The organism is Bacteroides sp. MSK.20.82, from assembly GCF_019052485.1.
Lineage (GTDB): Bacteria > Bacteroidota > Bacteroidia > Bacteroidales > Bacteroidaceae > Bacteroides > Bacteroides thetaiotaomicron.
In genome coordinates this window covers 18,655-36,457 of record NZ_JAHQUN010000039.1, presented here as the reverse complement: position 1 = coordinate 36,457, position 17,803 = coordinate 18,655, and the positions used below count along the sequence as shown (strand labels likewise).

Below are 17,803 nucleotides of genomic sequence, written 5' to 3'. Positions count from 1 at the left end.
CTTATTTAAAACGGTATACAATCATTGAAGAAGCCTCAAGCTGCAAATCTTTATTTAAGTCCAGTGTTACGGTCGACTGAACTGGCTTTACTGCATCCGGCATTTCCGGAGTGTTATTCTTGCCGGGTTCCAGACTCAATGTTATTTTTTGTGCCTGTATCTTTTTCCCAAATCCTTTCACTGCTGTTTGAAGTACCACCTCCTGTTTTCTCAAATTGATCAGTTTCAGGATATATTCTTTACTTTCACTATCATATCCCATCGTAACAAAGACATTCTGCAAACCCTTCATCCCCTGAATCCCAGCATCCAGGCATACATCGAAAGTGTGGTCTCTGAACATTTTTGATAAATAATAGAAAGATGTCCTGATGCTGCAATCTACCCCATTGATTAGCATAGAGTGCAACTGACGATGCTCTGAAAAATCCCAATGGCGCATCACCGGACGTTCTGCCAATAATGGATTCAAGTCTCCATTACGTTCAAGAGACATTCGCACCGCTCCGCTGGCTAACAGATTATAGGGATACTTCCCGTCAATGCCCAATTCTCCAACAAACAAATCCGCTATTCCCCGTTCATAGTTGTCAAAACGGTAATGCTGCTTGCAAGCCCATTCGACAGGTTGATAATGGTGTTCATCGAATACCTTCACATTCTTCGGGTTCACAAACTTCGCAATATCAATCCGTTTGTCGTCATTTTCTTTGCCTATGATACTGTTGGCTATGTATATCAAGTCGGGGTACTGTCTGTGTAACGCTTGATAAATCTTCTCGTAACGTTCCCAATAAACAGGTCCGAAGTCTTCGTTTCCAATTTCAATGTACTTTAGAGGGAAAGGCTTCGGATGTCCGTTCTTTACACGTAAAGCCCCCCATTTGCTGGTTTCCGGACCGATTGCGTATTCTATGGCATCCAGTGCATCCTGAATATAAGCATCCAGATCAACGTCCGGTTGAATGAAATTCCAGGGAGAACTTTGCTTTACCCAACCTGTACAGATCATCCCTGTAGGGATTACGTACATAGCATCTGCTCCCAAATATTCGCACAATTCGTAAAACTCATGATAACCAATTCCATCTGTACGGTAGTAAGGCGCCCATTTACTCCATTGTCCCGGTCGATTTTCAATGGGACCTATTGTCTTTTTCCAGTGGTACATGGTAGCTTCATTCACCCCATGCACAATACATCCGCCGGGAAAACGAATGAAATCCGGTGCATATTCTTTCAAGTTCTGCATAATATCCGCCCGAAAAACTGATTTTCCATTGTCCCATGTATCAGAAGGGAATAAAGAGACGACATCCAGTTGGAATTGCCCTTTACCTAACGGCTGAATGGCAAGCATCCCCCGTTTGACATCTTTATCAGGTTTTAATGTTCCGGTAAGTTTCGTCCACTCTTTACCCTTTACATCCAAAACAAGCTGAGTACTGACCGGTTTACCTTGTTCGTCTACCAGCATAACTTGAAGAAGAGCTGTATAATTTTTGCTTTTTATATACATGGAAAGATGATAAGATACCTCCTTTCGTAGATTCATACCGTAATATCCCCGATTTAGAATCATTGCCTCCGGATTGTTTGCAATATCTTCAGTCACGTTGACCAGCATTGAATACTTATTCTCCTTATTCAGAGGATTTTCTTCTGTACGGCTAATGAAAATGGGAGTATAAGACAGAGGATAAGTGTTCCATCCGATCAGAGGGTCTACATGAAATACATCTTTGTTTTTTCCACGCGGATTCGGTACATTCTGATAAAGCCCATTTTTGACCGCCAGATCTGCGGGTGGAGTTGCTTCTTCGAATGAACGGTTGCGTACCAGTTCGGCATGCAAGGCACCTTCTCCTATCATACCAATCTCTTCATAATGGAACCCATATTGGACACGGCTTACTTTGCGTGTTTTCTGTTTGTCGATATGCAAAACACCCTCATGAGTATCATTTACCTGGCTTCCTGTTATCGGCTGGATAAACATAAAACAGCACAGGCAATACACTGCCGTTCTGCAAAATTTTGTTTTCATGGTCTTTTCATTTGGTTTACGATACAAATGTAGAGAATTCAAAGAATAAACATTCGTAACATCATGTTCAATATAAGGAAGCATGTATTGTTTGAGCCCATAAAGCTTCGATTGTGCACATAATTTCTAATGGAATATACATTTGTACTAGAAAAACCGATAGAAAAAAGACTATCTTTGAGCGTTAAACAAGGAGTAGAATCAGATATGAAAAGGAGTACACTCAAAAATCTTATATCGGTAGCAGTTTGTTTATTATTCCTGCTTCATCCGACATTTGCGGAAGGAAAAATCCAATATAATAATGTCCGCTTCAAACAGCTAAGCATTACAGAAGGGCTTTCTCATAATACTGTCAATGCCATATCTCAGGACAGTAAGGGATTTATGTGGTTTGGCACCAGGAATGGATTATGCAGATATGATGGGTATAATATTACCCGGTACTTTCACGAAGAAGGGGATTCCACTACAATCAGCCATGATTTTATCACCAAACTATATAATGACCCCTGCCGGAATGTCCTCTGGATTTCTACGGAGCAAGGAATCTGCAAATACAATCCCCAGAATGAACAATTCACACGCTATCACATAGAGGGAAACAATAAGAACAGTGTCTTATTTCTGAACACGTCTGACAGCAGATTGCTGACCGGATGCAGTAACGGCATCTATCAATACGATAATGAAAAAAACAGCTTCACTCCTTTTATATTAAATGAAGGAAAAGGAGAAAATATTCGTGGACTGGTAGAAGACTCAAACAATGTTCTATGGATAAACAGTAACAAAGGGGTGAAACGCTATAATCTAAAGAAGGAACAATTTGAACCACTGCCTCTGAACATCCGTCCATTTTTGGAAACGTGCATTCAATTAGTTATGTTGCCTGGCAATCAGTTGTTATTCAATACACCTCAAGAGGTATTTGTGTACAATATCAATAATGATTCGCTGTATCCTCTGGCCGCGATCAAGGATATCAGACAATTCAGATGTGCAACAACTGATACTATGAACAACATCTGGCTGGGAACCGAAAATGGAATTTTCATTTATGACCAGACCTTTCGGTTAGTGACTCACTATCAGCAGTCGGAAAGTGACTTGAGTAATCTGAACGATTCTCCTATTTATAGCCTTTTTGAAGATTACAATCATAACATGTGGGTTGGAACCTATTTCGGTGGTGTGAATTATTTTATATATGCTTCGGATCAGTTCCGGATTTATCCTTATGGAAACTCTCCCAATCATCTGAGTGGTAAAGCTGTACGCCAGATCATCAATACTCCGGACAACGGGCTCTATATTGCTACCGAAGACGGAGGGCTTAACTACCTGAACAGCAATCGGGAAATAACGCGTTCCGAACGACTCCATGAACGGATGAATATAAAAGCCCGGAATATACATTCCTTGCTGATTGACAGTAAACAGAACCTATGGATCGGTCTGTTTCTTCGGGGAATGAACTATTATATGCCCAAAGAGAACAAAACGCTTTCTTTTAATGACGGAATGGGGAAAAACTCATCCGGGTTCTGCATCATAGAAGACGAAACCGGCAAAATCTGGTATGGAGGGCCGTCGGGACTATTTACCTTGAAGAAACAGAACGGCAGTTTCCAGTTGAAAAAAGTTTCTGCACTTCCTGTCTTTTGCATGCTTAACCTCAATGACAGCATTATCTGGACTGGAAACCGTCAAAATGGAATATACCAGATAAACAAACGAACAGAAGAACAGACACCTCTTCCACAATTCTCATCCAGTAAGTTGTATATGACTTATTTATATATGGACTCGCAGGGGAATATTTGGGCAGGAACGAACAATGACGGGCTTTTTGTTCTGAATAAAAAAGGCGAAAAATTGAAAAGTTATTCGAAGAAAGAATTGGGATCGAACGCTATAAAAGGTATAATAGAAGATGATCAGAACACTATATGGATAGGAACAGACAACGGATTATGTAATATTCAGCCGAAATCCGGATTAATCAGCCGGTATACCATAGCCGACGGACTGCCGACCAATCAGTTCAATTATTCCTCTGTCTGCAAGAAACCCGACGGCGAACTGTTCTTCGGAACAATTAATGGCATGATTTCTTTCTATCCTGAACAGGTGCGCCCTGTAGAACCTCATTTTAATATCGCTTTGACAGGAGTATGGAGCAATAACGATGTCGTATCTTCCAGCAATCCGGATGCGCTACTGCCCGCCTCTATCTCTGAAAGTGATGTGATGACGCTTACCCACGAACAGGCACAATCCATACGTATCGAATACTCAGGGCTTAATTATCAATACAAAGATAAAACGCAATATGCCATGAAGCTGGAAGGCATCGATAAAGAATGGCAGTTTGTAGGCAATCAGCATCAGGTACGTTTCTCTAATCTCCCGACCGGAGATTATACATTGAAGATTAAAGCAAGCAATGACGGAGTAAACTGGGATGAAAAAGGACAGAAAGAGTTGACTATCCATGTACTACCTCCGTGGTGGCTTTCTATATGGGCCTATCTGACCTACGTATGTATGGTTCTCTGCATCATCTATTTGGCATATAAATATACCAAAGCCAGGTTGATTCTTCTTATGAGACTGAAAACGGAACATGAGCAACGGGTTAATATGGAGAAGATGAATCAATCGAAAATAAACTTCTTTACGTACGTATCTCATGATCTGAAAACACCGTTGACTTTGATCCTGTCACCACTTCAGCGGCTCATCAAACAGAAACAAATCGATAATAATGATCGCGAGAAACTGGAAGTCATCTACCGCAATGCCAACAGAATGCATTATCTTATTGACGAACTGCTCACTTTCAGTAAAATCGAAATGCAGCAAATGGAAATTAACGTCAGAAAAGGAAACATCATGCATTTCCTGGAAGAGATTTCTCATATCTTCGATATTGTATCTAAGGAAAAGGAGATTGATTTCATTGTCAGTCTGGAAGAAACGGATGAAGAAGTCTGGTTCTCTCCATCCAAGCTGGAACGCATCATGTATAATCTGCTGTCGAATGCTTTCAAATACACCCAGCCGGGAGATTATGTGAAAATCAGTGCCAAGCTTCTCAAAAAAGATTCGGAAAATTTCATCGAAATATCAGTAAAAGACAGCGGCAGAGGGATTCCTAAAGAGATGAAAGATAAAATCTTTGACAGCTACTTCCAAGTAGAAAAAAAGGATCATAGAGAAGGCTTCGGATTGGGGTTATCTCTCACGAAGTCACTGATTCATATGCATAAGGGGGAGATTAAGGTTGAAAGCGAAGTCGGAAAGGGATCGGAATTTATCGTCAGCCTGAATGTTTCAGAATCTGCCTATAGCTCTTCGGAGAAATCTTTGGAAAGTATCACGTCCGAAGAAATACAGAAATATAATCTGCGGATGAAAGAAACGATCGAACTGATTCCCGACCAGTTGATTTCTACCGAGCAAGATAACACCGACGTCAAAGAAAGTATCCTTATTGTAGAAGATAATAAAGAGATGAATGATTATCTGGCAGAGATATTTAGCAAAGATTATCAGGTATTTCGTGCTTACAATGGTGCTGAGGCTTGTAAGTTACTGAAGAAGCAACTGCCCGATCTGATAGTCAGCGATGTAATGATGCCCGTGATGGATGGTCTGGAATTAACGGCATACGTCAAACAGGATTTGAATAGCAGTCATATCCCGGTAATTCTGCTAACTGCTAAAACGGATGAATTGGATCATACTCAAGGGTACTTGAAAGGGGCGGATGCGTATATAACCAAGCCTTTTAATGCACAGAATCTGGAACTATTGGTTCAGAATATGCGTACTAACAGAAAGCAGAACATTGAGTATTTCAAGCGGATCGAGAAGCTGAACATTACACAAATAACGAACAATCCACGTGATGAAGTATTTATGAAAGAGTTAGTTGACCTGATTATGGCCAATATCAAAGACGAAGAGTTCGGAGTTACTGAAATTATTACTCATATGAAAGTGAGCCGAAGCCTGTTGCATACCAAGCTTAAATCATTGACCGGATGTTCTATCACCCAGTTCATGCGGACTATAAAGATGAAAGAAGCAAAGATTCATTTACAGAATGGCATGAATGTCTCGGAAGCTTCGTACGCCGTAGGAATGTCCGACCCTAACTATTTTACAAAATGTTTTAAGAAAGAGTTTAATATCACTCCTACTGAATTTATCAAACAACTGAATCTGTAAATTAAAAAACAAACTTATATCTAATGCTTATTAATATTTAATACATGAAAGTACATGTAAAATGAAAACATTTAGAATTATTGTATTGCTATTAGTTCTAGGAATTAATGCTACAGCACAAGAAAATCAAAATTTTGCTAAGATACTAGATACTTATGTAGGTACTTGGGTTTATCAGAAAAATGATACCGTATTTAAAATTAAATTTCAAAAAGGTCAACAGCTATGGACAAAAAAAACCGCAAATGGACTTTATGGAGGATATTATCTATCAGTCAATGGAAGAGTATTGGAAGATTATATGGGAGAACTTCCTACGTGTTGGGATGTATTAAAAGAGTGTCAGCCTAATAATTTGTTTATATGGGCTTACAGTCCTTATACTGATGAATTAGGAAGTTTAGGTATAATATTTTATGACCAACGTAAAAGACACTTTGGTGGTAAGGGGATTACAGGTGGATACATACAGTTATTGTCGCCTACTAAGATTCGCTGGAAACTGGATGAGGAAAAAGGAATTTGGAATGAGACAGAAGGTGATGAATCTATTAGTGACGCAGGAAGGAGACCAATTGGCTTTTCTGTCCCAGATGACGTTATTATGACGAAAGAATAAGTATTGCGTGGAATGTGTATTGCAGGAATTATATGCCCGACAATAATTTTTCACTAATAGTCATAGGTTATAATTAGATGTAACTAAAAATGCAAGTACATATAAAATGAAAACATTCAAATTTATCTTATTAGCATTAGTTGTTAGTAATACTATTACAGCACAGAAGAATGTACGTCCTACTAAGAATTTGGATTCTTATGAAGGTACTTGGATTTATCAAAAGAACGATATTATTTTCAAAATAAAGCTACAAAAAGGGCAAGAGGCATGGAGAAACGATCTAATTAACGGACTTTATGGAGGATATTATCTTTCTGTTAGAGGAGAGGTATTAGAGAACTATATGAGTGGATTCCCTGTATATTGGGATTTTTCAAAAGACCCTCGTCCTAATAACATGTATATTTGGGTTTCTAATCACTCACTTCGTTTAGATGATATCAATCCCAATTATGTTAGCGTTTGGTTTTATGACCAACGTAAAAGACATTTTGGTGGTAAGGGAATTACAGGTGGATACATACAGTTATTGTCACCTACTAAGATTCGCTGGAAACTGGATGAATTAACAGGTATTTGGAATGAGACAGAAGGTGATGAATCTATTAGTGATGCAGAAAGGAGACCAATTGGCTTTTCTGTCCCGGATGACGTTATTATGACGAAAGAATAGATGCTATTCACATATGCAGTTGGGCATAAGTAATGCTGGAGAAAGGGTGTTTCATTATGAAGTAATGTCATCATATACTTTGGTATTACTACTTCCATTATTATTAGGCTATATACAGCAGCAAACGTATATGTTTGCTGTCCCTTTCCATTGCTTCCATATGGTGTCTTTATCGTCTTATTATTTTCTGCAGCATAGGCTTTTCATCAAGGATTTTTTTTAGAAGGAAGCTTCCCGACAATTATCCAGGTTATCTTGGGAGAAGAATACTTCTACTTTGAAATTTATTGATTCTCATTTTCTGACCTAACTATAAATGATACAGAGAGATAAATGATAGTATAAATGCCACCAAAATAGCTCGACAACTTTTTTCTCAAAAGTTGAAAGTAGATAATTTATTGGATAAAGAGTTCCTATGCTAAATTTAGCTCCGGCTTGTGCAATAAATAATCCTTTGCAGTGCATAAATTAATTCGTCCGCCTATAGCCGGACGCAAGTTTGCCTATAGCCGACGTTGCGTTTGCCTATAGCCGGACGAAACGTTGTCTATAGGCGGACGAATTAATTTATGCACCTGCGGATATTATTTTTTATAAAGAAAATGTTTATTGTATTCGACAGCAATGATTGTAGTGGTTGGGAAGCAGATTCAGAAGCGAATCAGAAATGAACCATAATAAAGAGGAAATATCCAAATTCTAAGTGTTTTTTAATATGCAAACAGCTTAAATGGAAAAATCCCCGATAAAAAACGACTGGCAAATCAAAAGCCTCTATTTAATATATCCTAAAGATTTCAAGAAGACCACAGTAGCTGACATCGTTTTTTCAAAAAATTCTTCAAACTTAGCATTAAAGAAACCGTGCTTTTGTCCCGGATATAGCAATAAATCGCAACGTGACCCTACATGTTCCATTTTCTTCTTAAACTTTAGAGCCGTTTCAAGCAAAACAATATTATCCTCACTCCCTAAAAAAAATATAGCAGGAGGAGCATCTTTTTTTATATTATGTATAGGAGAAAAATCTCTATAATAATCTTTTACTCTGTCGAATCCGTACCCATGAGGTCCATTATCTATAACCGGATTAAAAAGGATCAAAGCTTTAGGAATTGATGACACATTAAGATCATCCTCCGGATTATTAATTTGATGACAAAAAGCTGTTGCAGCAGCCAAATGTCCACCTGCAGAGCCACCGCCTGCCAATATTTTATCAGGATCAACATGTATGGACATTGCATGCTGCTTTAAATAACGCATAGCTGATTTTGCATCCATTAAAGCTTCTTTAGGAGTAGTACCTGCATTCTTTTGGGTTCGATAATCAGCTAATACAACTGTTACTCCATACTTATTCAAATAACTGGCTTGTGATTCAAATTGTTTAGGAGAACCGGAATTCCAACCTCCACCAAAAAAGAAAATAACAGCCGGAGAACTCTGATTCGTTTGGTCCTTGGAATAATAAACATAGAGTTTACCTGTAGGATAGTGATTATATCTCAAAATCGTATCTGCACTTAAATCATTGTTATCTCTAATAAACAGGTTGCTACCTATTAATAGGTTTCCACTATTAATAAGAACTAAAGATAATGTTACAATAGCCTTTAATTCTATACACCGTATTAGTTTAATTCGCATTATTATACTTTTTATCATTTCATTCAAATTAACAGGTTTATTTATATCTGTCATTGGATAGCGAGATAACTTACCTCATCAATATCAAAGATAAAACATTTATCCTCCTGAATCCATTGTCCCATAGGATGAAGACCATTAGAAGTATCTACTTCAATCTGCACACTGTTTACAAATCACTTTTGTTTGGAAGGCATATGATCAAACGCCCGCATTTCGGTAGCTTGCCCTTCGTCTCCACACGCTTTCATCCATTTCTTTAGTTCTGCATCCAGCCGAATAATAATATTGGAGTATTTCGTATCTCCTGCCAAATTGTTCATGCAAAATGGATCATTCCGTACGTCGTACAATTCAATGGCAGGACGATGCTGATACTTGAATGTCATCGCCTTTGCATGGGCATCTGTCTCTGCAAGCTGTTTCCATTCTTTAAATAAAGGCGTAGCAGTCATCGCATTCTGAAAGGTTGCCTCCGGAGTAAGGTTAACAATATATCGATATCTTCCATCATAGGCTGAGCGTATCCCGTAGTACTCCGGACCTTTATTTATTCCCCTGCTAGTCTGAAGAGAGAAAGAATATTTCTTATGCTCCTTCTTCTTCCCTGTCAAAACAGATTTAAAGCTTTCACCATCTACTCTCGTCTGCGGTTTTCCTCCTGCTATATCGACAAAAGTAGGAACTATATCCACATATTCTACTAATGCATCACTGACACTCCCCGGTTTGACTACTCCCGGCCAGCGGACAATGCATGCCGAATGTACGCCTGCATCATAACAAGTCCATTTGGCAAAAGGCAGACTGTTTCCTTGTTCACTCAAATATACTACAACAGATTGATCAGCGACCTTTTCCTGTTCCAAAATAGAGAGTACGTTACCAAACTCCTGATCCATAAAGTTGACTTCTGCAAGATACTTAGTAAACTCCTGACGTGTTTGTGGAACATCTACATACATAGGTGCCAAAGTTAATTTATCCGGATCGAACTGTGAGACATCACCTTTATTCCAAGGGGTATGTGGCTGATTGGAAGCAACAAACAGGCAAAACGGCTGGCCTTTCCTTTTGCAATCAGCGATAAATTTCTGAATAGCTTCAAAATGTAATTCCCCCTTTTCACTAGGCACGTAGAGATCAAAGGGAAATACTGACTTTGGAGCAACATGCTTCTTTCCAATCAAAGCTACTTTATACCCCAATGGATGCAAATGATGCACAACGCTTAAAGTACCCTGATCAGCACAAGTATGGTTTGGATAAGCTCCGCTACCCACAGGCCATAAACCTGTATACAGATTATGGCGGGTAGGCGATGACATAGGAGCAGCTTGATAGGCTTGGGTGAAACGCACTCCCTGTGTGGCAAAATTATCTATATTAGGTGTTTTCGAATCCACACTTCCATAGCAACCTAAATCGTAATATGAACAATCATCGGCTATGAACAACACCAAATTAGGCTGCGTGATTTGCTGTGCAAAAGAGCAAGTTGTCGCACTTAATGCAACAGAAACACTCAAAAATAGTCTATTCATAATTTATTTCTCCTTTCATGGGAGTGCTTAATTTAAATATATATCTTTAGTATCCGGGATTTTGTTGTACTCCATCATTGCGAGAAACCTCTGCAAATGGTATCGGAAAATATTTCTTTCTTGCAGCCATAACTCCTTGCTTTTGTACATCCGCAGCCGGTCGTGATGGGATGAATGTATCCTTTATGTAGTCATACATCTGCGTGTTTTCATCATACTTCATACGAATAAGGTCGAACCAGCGTTTCTGTTCACCGGCAAATTCCAATCCCCGTTCCATGAATACCAGCCAGCGGAATTCTTGTTTGGTCAAGGTACGTCCGATATTATCGGGTCTGTCCGAACCTATATACTTCGGATAAGCACGTTCGGTTCCGTTCGCTTTGCGCGCACGTTCACGCACCATATCGATAGCCTGACAGGCTTCTGTGTACTTTCCAAGTTCGTTCAATGCTTCTGCTCTTATAAGATACATATCGGACAGACGCAGACGTGGCATATCGTTTTCATTGGTACGGTTATTGATACCTTGCGGATCAATAAATTTGCGGATATATCCCCAGTTCTCCTGTGAGTTTCCTCCGGCAGCAGGATATACGGTTACGATATTGCCCAATACTCCTGTATTATTGTTCTTTTGTTGAAAACGTCTCCAGAATGTAACCTCAATCCGGTAATCTTTAGAAATGAGTTTGGATTCATCAATGGATGCATCAACAGAGGGGTCACTGTATCCTAGATTACCCTGATCGTCCTGAAAATATTTGATAAACCATTTTTGTACCCTATGAGCTCCTGCTCCTTTTCCATAGGGATTTCCAGAAACCAATTTACCACCAACCTGCACACCTGCCGGATTAAATAAATGAGCAATATTAGAACCCAATGACTGATCTGCTAAAGCATCTTTGTCACGAAAGAAAGGTACTGAGAAGATATGTTCGGTTTGAGCTAATGACTCTTGCTCAATGTCCCATAAATTCTGATAATCATTGACAAACGTATATTGTTCGGAAGAAATCACCTCTTGGGCTTCTCTGGCTGCATCCTCCCATCTTCCGAGAGTCAAGTAGACTTCCGCCAAAAATGCATGAGCAGCTCCGTTAGTTACACGTCCGCTTGTGTACGCCGGATCTAAACGTTTCGGCAAACGGGGAGTATCATCATCGTTCAATCCGGCGGCATATTCAAAATCACTTATTATCTGTTCGTAAACTTTAGACGCGGGAGATTGTGGTACATATGCGTTTTCAATTCCGGTTACAGGCTCAATAACAATAGGAATACCATTAACACCACCATACAAGCGCATTAAGTCATAATGATAAAGTGCTCTCAGAAAGTAGGCTTCTGCAATGATCCGATTCTTATCATTTTCACTTTTGAAGGAAATAGAAGGAACACGTGCTATTACTTCATTAGCATTTTTAATGCCATTATATAGCTCTCCCCAAAAATTAACAACTGGAGCGGAACCAGCACTGTGTGTATTGTTGGAAACAGTGGCAGGTACAGCGTTTCCGGTAGAGAACATAGCGTCTTCATAGGTCGGAAGTATGATAGCCCAGTTTGTTTTATGATAAGCGAAAGCGTAAAGAGTGGAGTATACCCCGTTAATAGCCGCCAAGGCATGATCTTCCGTTTTGAAGAATCCGTCCTCTTTTTCTACACGGTCTACAATATCTACATCCAAACAGCTTGAAAGCAGCGCTGTTCCTATCAGTAAGGATAATATATATTTCTTCATATTTTCAGTATTTTGATGTTAAAAAGCTAGATTTATACCCATAGAATACGTACGGCTAGAAGGATAAGCAGCATAGTCAACATTAGGTGACATAGCGCCCGAAGTAATGTTGACTTCCGGATCGTAACCGCTATAATTAGTGATTGTAAAGACATTGGTAACGGTACCGAATACACGTACACTACGTAACCATCGTAGTTTTTTCAAGCTAAACTGGTAGGCGAGTGTCAGATTCTTCAGACGGAAAAATGAACCATCTTCAAGCAAGAAGGTAGAGAAACGCTTGTTAAAGTAAGAACTGCCTTGCGAACCGTTTACTGCCGGATAAAAGTTACTGGTTCCTTCGCCCTGCCATCTTCCTTCCCAAGCCTCAGCACGAATATTGTCGTTGGTATCTGTAAAAGAATCCAAGAAATAACGGTTCAAATTGGCGATATCACCTCCTACACGGCCCGTGAAAATCATGGATAATGTCAGGCCCTTCCAAGATAGCTCAGAATTAATACCATAATTGAATTTCGGTTCTGCCGTACCGATGATAGTCATATCGTCAGAAGTTATTTTTCCATCCGGCAGCCCGTCGGGTCCACTAATATCTTTGAATCTCAAAGACCCCGGAGTAGCTTGTGGAGTATCAAATGGAGCCAGTTTTGCTTCTGCTTCATTCTGATAAACACCATCCACTACGTAGCCATAGAAGCTGCCTACCGGATAACCGGCTTTAGTGATATGTATGCTTTGGCTGAATACACCGCCACCTGCAAGATAGGAGGTTCCCAGTAACTCATTGCCGCTGATATCGTCTACTTTATTACGGTTCAGGTATATGTTTCCTCCAAGAGTCCATTTTACGCGACCTGTCAGAATATCCGCACTGGCTTCCAGCTCAAATCCTTTATTGGTCATTTTTCCCATATTGTAAGGTATAGAACCGTATCCGGATGATAAAGGCAGTCCAAAATTCATCAGCATATCTTTGGTAGTACGTTGATATACATTCATGGTTACTCTAAAACGGTTGTCTATAAAACCTAAATCCAGTCCGGCATTGTAGGTAGCAGTACTTTCCCAACCTAAATTAGGATTAGCCAGCTTCCCGTTGACCATACCGTGAGTCACTGCACCTCCGGAATAAGAGCGGACATGGTTCATAATGGCGAGCGGAGCAGCATAAGCAATGCTTTGGTTACCTGTAACACCATAGCTCAAACGTAGCTTAATATTAGAGATAGCAGGTATGTCTTTCATGAACTTCTCTTGATTAATGCGCCAGGCTACTGCAAATGATGGAAAGAAACTCCACCTGTTTCCACTTGCCAACAAAGAAGAACCGTCGTAGCGTCCGGTTGCCGTGAAAATATAACGGTCATACAGGGTGTAGTTCATACGTCCTAAGAAAGAGGAAAGTTTAGTTTGAATGACTGAACTGGATTTGTCCATCGTATTCGTTCCTTCTCCGATAGCGTAGTACAACAAGTCATTGCCTGCAAAATCACCTACCTGAATTGCCAGTGTCTTTCTCTGACGGTCTTCATGCGTATATCCCAAGACAGCATTGATGTGATGATGCTTCTTAAATTTACGATCATAATTAACCGTCGTTTCCAATACAATATTCTGGCGATTGTCTTCTCCACGAAATGCCATACCATGGGCACTGTTTCCAGCATTGGTACCTATTGGATAATAAGTAGAACGCGAACCGTCTGTGCGGTTGAAGCTACCGGCACCTTTCCAGGAAAGCCCTTTACCAAAGTTATATGTCAAAGATGCATTCAGTATGAAGAACCGTTGTTGAAGAATGTCTTTTAGTTCGGTCGCCATAATATAAGGATTGTCTGCCGGAACATATTCCACATTTTCATCTTCATAAATTTGATCTCCAGGCATTAATGTCGGTTTGGTAGTCAAAATACGCCGTGCGAGGTGGGAACTCATTAGCATAGCAACATCAAATAGAACAGCGCGTTAGAAACATAATCTGTTAGAAATGAGCTACATTTCATTATCTGGCACACCTTTCTGAAACGGATTCAGACGGAATGCCGAATCGGTTCCGTTTCTTAACCGTTAACAGGTTGTTTCGGAAACCTGCCGTGTTAACCGGATGATTGAAAAAAGTTCTCCGACGGGTTGTTTTTCTATGATACTCAGTATTTTGCGTAGCGATGAACGCTTACATTCATAATAACTTTGCACTCAAAAAAATGTAGGCGTATGAAAATTGAGAAATTCAAGGTCTTGCTGTTTTTGAAGAAGACCGAACCCGACAAGTCGGGCAAAGCTCCCATCATGGGACGCATCACATTGAACCGGACGGTGGCGCAGTTCAGCACCAAGCTCTCGTGCACGCCCAAGCTGTGGAACGTGCGTGAAAACCGTCTGGAAGGAAAGAGCCGCGAGGCGGTGGAGACCAATGCGAAAATCGAGAAACTGCTGCTGGCCATCCATGCGGCATTCAATGAATTGCAGGAACGGAAACGCGATTTCGGCGCTGCGGACGTGAGGAACCTTTTCCAGGGAAGCATGGAAACCCAGATGACCCTGCTCCGGCTGTTCGACCGGCACATCGAGGAAACGAGGGAGCGCATCGGCATCGATGTGTGCGCGTCCTCCATGAGCACCTACCATTATGCGCGGAAAACGCTCGGCGAGTTTGTCAGGAAAAAATACAAGGTGAAGGACATCGCCTTCGGTGCGTTGAACGAACAGTTCATTCGGGAATACCAGTCCTATATCGAAGTAAAATGCGGGTATTCCAACCAGACCTCACGGCATCATCTGGCCCTGCTGAAACGGATCTGCCGGATAGCGTACAAGGAAGGGTTCTCCGAGCGGTACCATTTCCTGCATTTCAAGATACCCAAGCAGAAGGAGACCACCCCGAAGGCGTTGAGCCGCGAGGACTTCGAGAAGCTGCGTGACTTGGAAATCCCGGAAAAGCGCCGCTCCCTCGTCCTTACGAGGGACCTGTTCCTGTTTGCCTGTTATGCCGGAACCGCCTATGCGGACACCATATCCATTACCCGCGAGAACCTCTTCACCGACGATGAAGGCAGCCTGTGGTTGAAATACCGACGGAAAAAGAACGAACTGACGGCGCGCGTCAAACTGCTACCCGAGGCCATTGCCCTGATAGAGAAATACCGGGACGATTTGCGGGAGACCCTGTTCCCTAACCAGCTGTACAGTACGCTTCGGGCGAACATGAAAATCCTGCGCGTGCTGGCCGGACTGACGACCGAACTCGTCTATCATATGGGAAGGCACTCGTTTGCCTCGCTTGTCACGCTCGAAGAGGGCGTGCCCATCGAGACCATCAGCAAGATGCTGGGACATAACAATATAAAGACGACCCAGATCTATGCCCGAGTCACCCCGAAAAAGCTGTTCGAGGACATGGACCGCTTCATTGAGGCGACCAAAGACCTTGAACTGGTTTTATGAGAAAGGGTTGTAAAAACGAGATTGGAAAAAAATAAATGTAGAACATCAGCTAAAATGAACCATCATGCGTAGCACTTTCAAGATATTGCCCTATATCAATAGGAAAAGAATCAAGTCCGACGGCACGACCGCCGTCCTTTGCCGTGTGTCCATCGACGGCAAAAGCATCCTCATCACGACCGGCATCTTCTGCCGTCCGGAGGATTGGAACAGCCAGACGGGAACCATCCGCCAGCCCCGCGAGAACAACCGCCTCGCAGAATTCCGCCTGAATCTCGAACGGGCTTATGACCGCCTCCTGAAAGAACAGGGCGCAGTCAGCGCCGAACTGCTGAAAAACGCCGTGACAGGTGTGGCGACCATTCCCCAGACCCTTCTCAAAGGCGGCGAAGCGGAGCGGGAACGGCTCAGGCTGCGTGCCGAACAAATCCATTCGACTTCCACGTTCCGGCAGTCGAAGACCACGCAGCTCAACCTGCAACAGTTCCTCCAGTCCCGTGGCCTGGAGGACATCGCCTTTTCCGACATCACGGAGGAGTTCGGCCATTCGTTCAAACTGTTCCTGAAAAAGGAACTGGGTTATGCCTCCGGGCATGTGAACCACTGCCTGTGCTGGCTGAACCGCCTTATCTATATTGCGGTGGATGAGGGCGTGCTCCGGTGCAACCCCTTGGAGGACGTGCATTATGAGAAGAAGGACCCGCCCAAGATGCGCCACATCAGCCGCAGCGAGCTGAAACGCCTTATGGCCACGCCGATGCCGGATCCCAAGGTGGAGCTGGCCCGCCGCATGTTCATCTTCTCCTCGCTGACCGGTCTGGCGTACGCGGACGTGTATAACCTGTACCCCCGACACATCGGCAAAACTTCTGAGGGCAGGCTCTATATCCGCAAGCCGAGGGAAAAGACCGAGGTGGAGACCTTCGTCCCCCTGCACCCGGCCGCTCGGCAGATTCTGGAACTGTACAATACCACGGACGACACCCGTCCCGTGTTCCCCCTGCCCAAGCGGGACATCCTTTGGTACGACATTCACGGGCTGGGTGTCATGCTGGGCATCCAGAAGAACCTTTCCCATCACGCCGCAAGGCACACCTTCGGTACCCTTTTGGTCTCCGAGGGCATTTCCATAGAAAGCGCGGCGAAGATGATGGGCCATGCCGACATCAACAGCACCCAGATTTATGCGCAGATTACCGACTGCAAGATATCGAAGGACATGGACCGTCTGATGGAACGGCGCAACAGCCGGAACGAAATGCCAATGGATGAATAACAAAAAAGTCAGGAATCATGGAACGTTACATTATCACTTTGGACGAACACGGCACACTTCACGTGCCGGATGTTTCCGCAACAGCCATCTGGATGAATGAACCGGAACTGATGGAACTGTTCGGCGTGGTTGCCCTCACGCTCCGGGCGGCGATAAAGGCCGTGTACAAGAGCGGCATCCTGAATCCCGGCGAAGCGGAACGTCGTGTCCGCCAAGCGGACGGGTACGGGATGGACGTGCTGTACGGCCTCCCGTTGGTCATTGCCCTTGCCTTCCGCCTTCATACCTGCGGGGCAAAACGTCTGCGAGAACGGGTCATCGGAAAATTCACTTGCCACGGTGGACGGAATACCGCCCGCCTGTTCATCTTTCCGGTCAGTCCGCATTGGCAAATGGTGCGGAATTGACCGTATTATCAACTCACGCACAATAAAGCGGCGCATCATGAGAGGATTATCTCCCGTGATGCGCCGCTTTCGTACATTCCTACAGGTGGCCGGGTCATTTGCAAGTGTTTTTTGCAAATACCGGAAAGGGTGGTCCACTTTTCAATGC

11 protein-coding genes are annotated in these 17,803 nt (G+C 42.4%); 6 read left to right on the top strand and 5 right to left on the bottom strand.

Annotated elements, in window-relative coordinates; all coding sequences use genetic code 11:
* Position 1: 1 nt before the first annotated feature.
* Positions 2-1,999: an alpha-L-arabinofuranosidase C-terminal domain-containing protein gene (locus KTR07_RS21650; protein ID WP_306465282.1), complete on the bottom strand. Its 1,998-nt coding sequence runs from the start codon at positions 1,997-1,999 to the stop codon at positions 2-4.
* A gap of 255 nt (positions 2,000-2,254) precedes the next feature.
* On the opposite strand from KTR07_RS21650, the gene KTR07_RS21645 reads away from it, so the two are divergent.
* From KTR07_RS21645 to KTR07_RS21635, 3 genes are all read left to right on the top strand, one after another.
* Entirely contained in the window at positions 2,255-6,286 is a 4,032-nt protein-coding gene (locus tag KTR07_RS21645; protein ID WP_113748862.1) for a two-component regulator propeller domain-containing protein, read from the top strand.
* 61 nt (positions 6,287-6,347) lie between these two features.
* The gene (locus KTR07_RS21640; protein WP_008767363.1) at positions 6,348-6,905 is read left to right on the top strand and encodes a DUF6705 family protein; all 558 of its coding nucleotides are present in this window, start codon (positions 6,348-6,350) and stop codon (positions 6,903-6,905) included.
* A gap of 106 nt (positions 6,906-7,011) precedes the next feature.
* A complete protein-coding gene (locus tag KTR07_RS21635; RefSeq protein ID WP_008767364.1) occupies positions 7,012-7,581 on the top strand; it encodes a DUF6705 family protein in 570 nt (189 codons plus the stop codon).
* A 777-nt stretch (positions 7,582-8,358) separates the two neighbouring features.
* Here KTR07_RS21635 and KTR07_RS21630 read toward each other — a convergent pair.
* The 4 genes from KTR07_RS21630 to KTR07_RS21615 form a co-directional block, all read right to left on the bottom strand.
* Positions 8,359-9,288, bottom strand: coding sequence for an alpha/beta hydrolase (locus tag KTR07_RS21630; protein ID WP_224200527.1), 930 nt, complete (start codon positions 9,286-9,288; stop codon positions 8,359-8,361).
* 122 nt (positions 9,289-9,410) lie between these two features.
* On the bottom strand, positions 9,411-10,778 hold the full coding sequence (locus KTR07_RS21625; RefSeq protein WP_008767366.1) for a sulfatase: 1,368 nt from the start codon (positions 10,776-10,778) through the stop codon (positions 9,411-9,413).
* Between the two features lie 46 nt (positions 10,779-10,824).
* Positions 10,825-12,525 carry a RagB/SusD family nutrient uptake outer membrane protein gene (locus tag KTR07_RS21620; protein ID WP_008767367.1) on the bottom strand — a complete coding sequence of 567 codons (1,701 nt, stop codon included), beginning with the start codon at positions 12,523-12,525 and terminating at the stop codon, positions 10,825-10,827.
* Positions 12,526-12,543: 18 nt separating this feature from the next.
* Entirely contained in the window at positions 12,544-14,415 is a 1,872-nt protein-coding gene (locus KTR07_RS21615) for a SusC/RagA family TonB-linked outer membrane protein (protein ID WP_254306567.1), read from the bottom strand.
* Between the two features lie 327 nt (positions 14,416-14,742).
* Between KTR07_RS21615 and KTR07_RS21610 the strand changes: the two genes are divergently transcribed.
* From KTR07_RS21610 to KTR07_RS21600, 3 genes are all read left to right on the top strand, one after another.
* Entirely contained in the window at positions 14,743-15,972 is a 1,230-nt protein-coding gene (locus tag KTR07_RS21610) for a site-specific integrase (protein WP_004292747.1), read from the top strand.
* Positions 15,973-16,036: 64 nt separating this feature from the next.
* Entirely contained in the window at positions 16,037-17,248 is a 1,212-nt protein-coding gene (locus KTR07_RS21605) for a site-specific integrase (RefSeq protein WP_004322054.1), read from the top strand.
* Positions 17,249-17,265: 17 nt separating this feature from the next.
* A complete protein-coding gene (locus KTR07_RS21600) occupies positions 17,266-17,655 on the top strand; it encodes a hypothetical protein (protein ID WP_004292749.1) in 390 nt (129 codons plus the stop codon).
* The last annotated feature ends 148 nt before the right edge of the window (positions 17,656-17,803 follow it).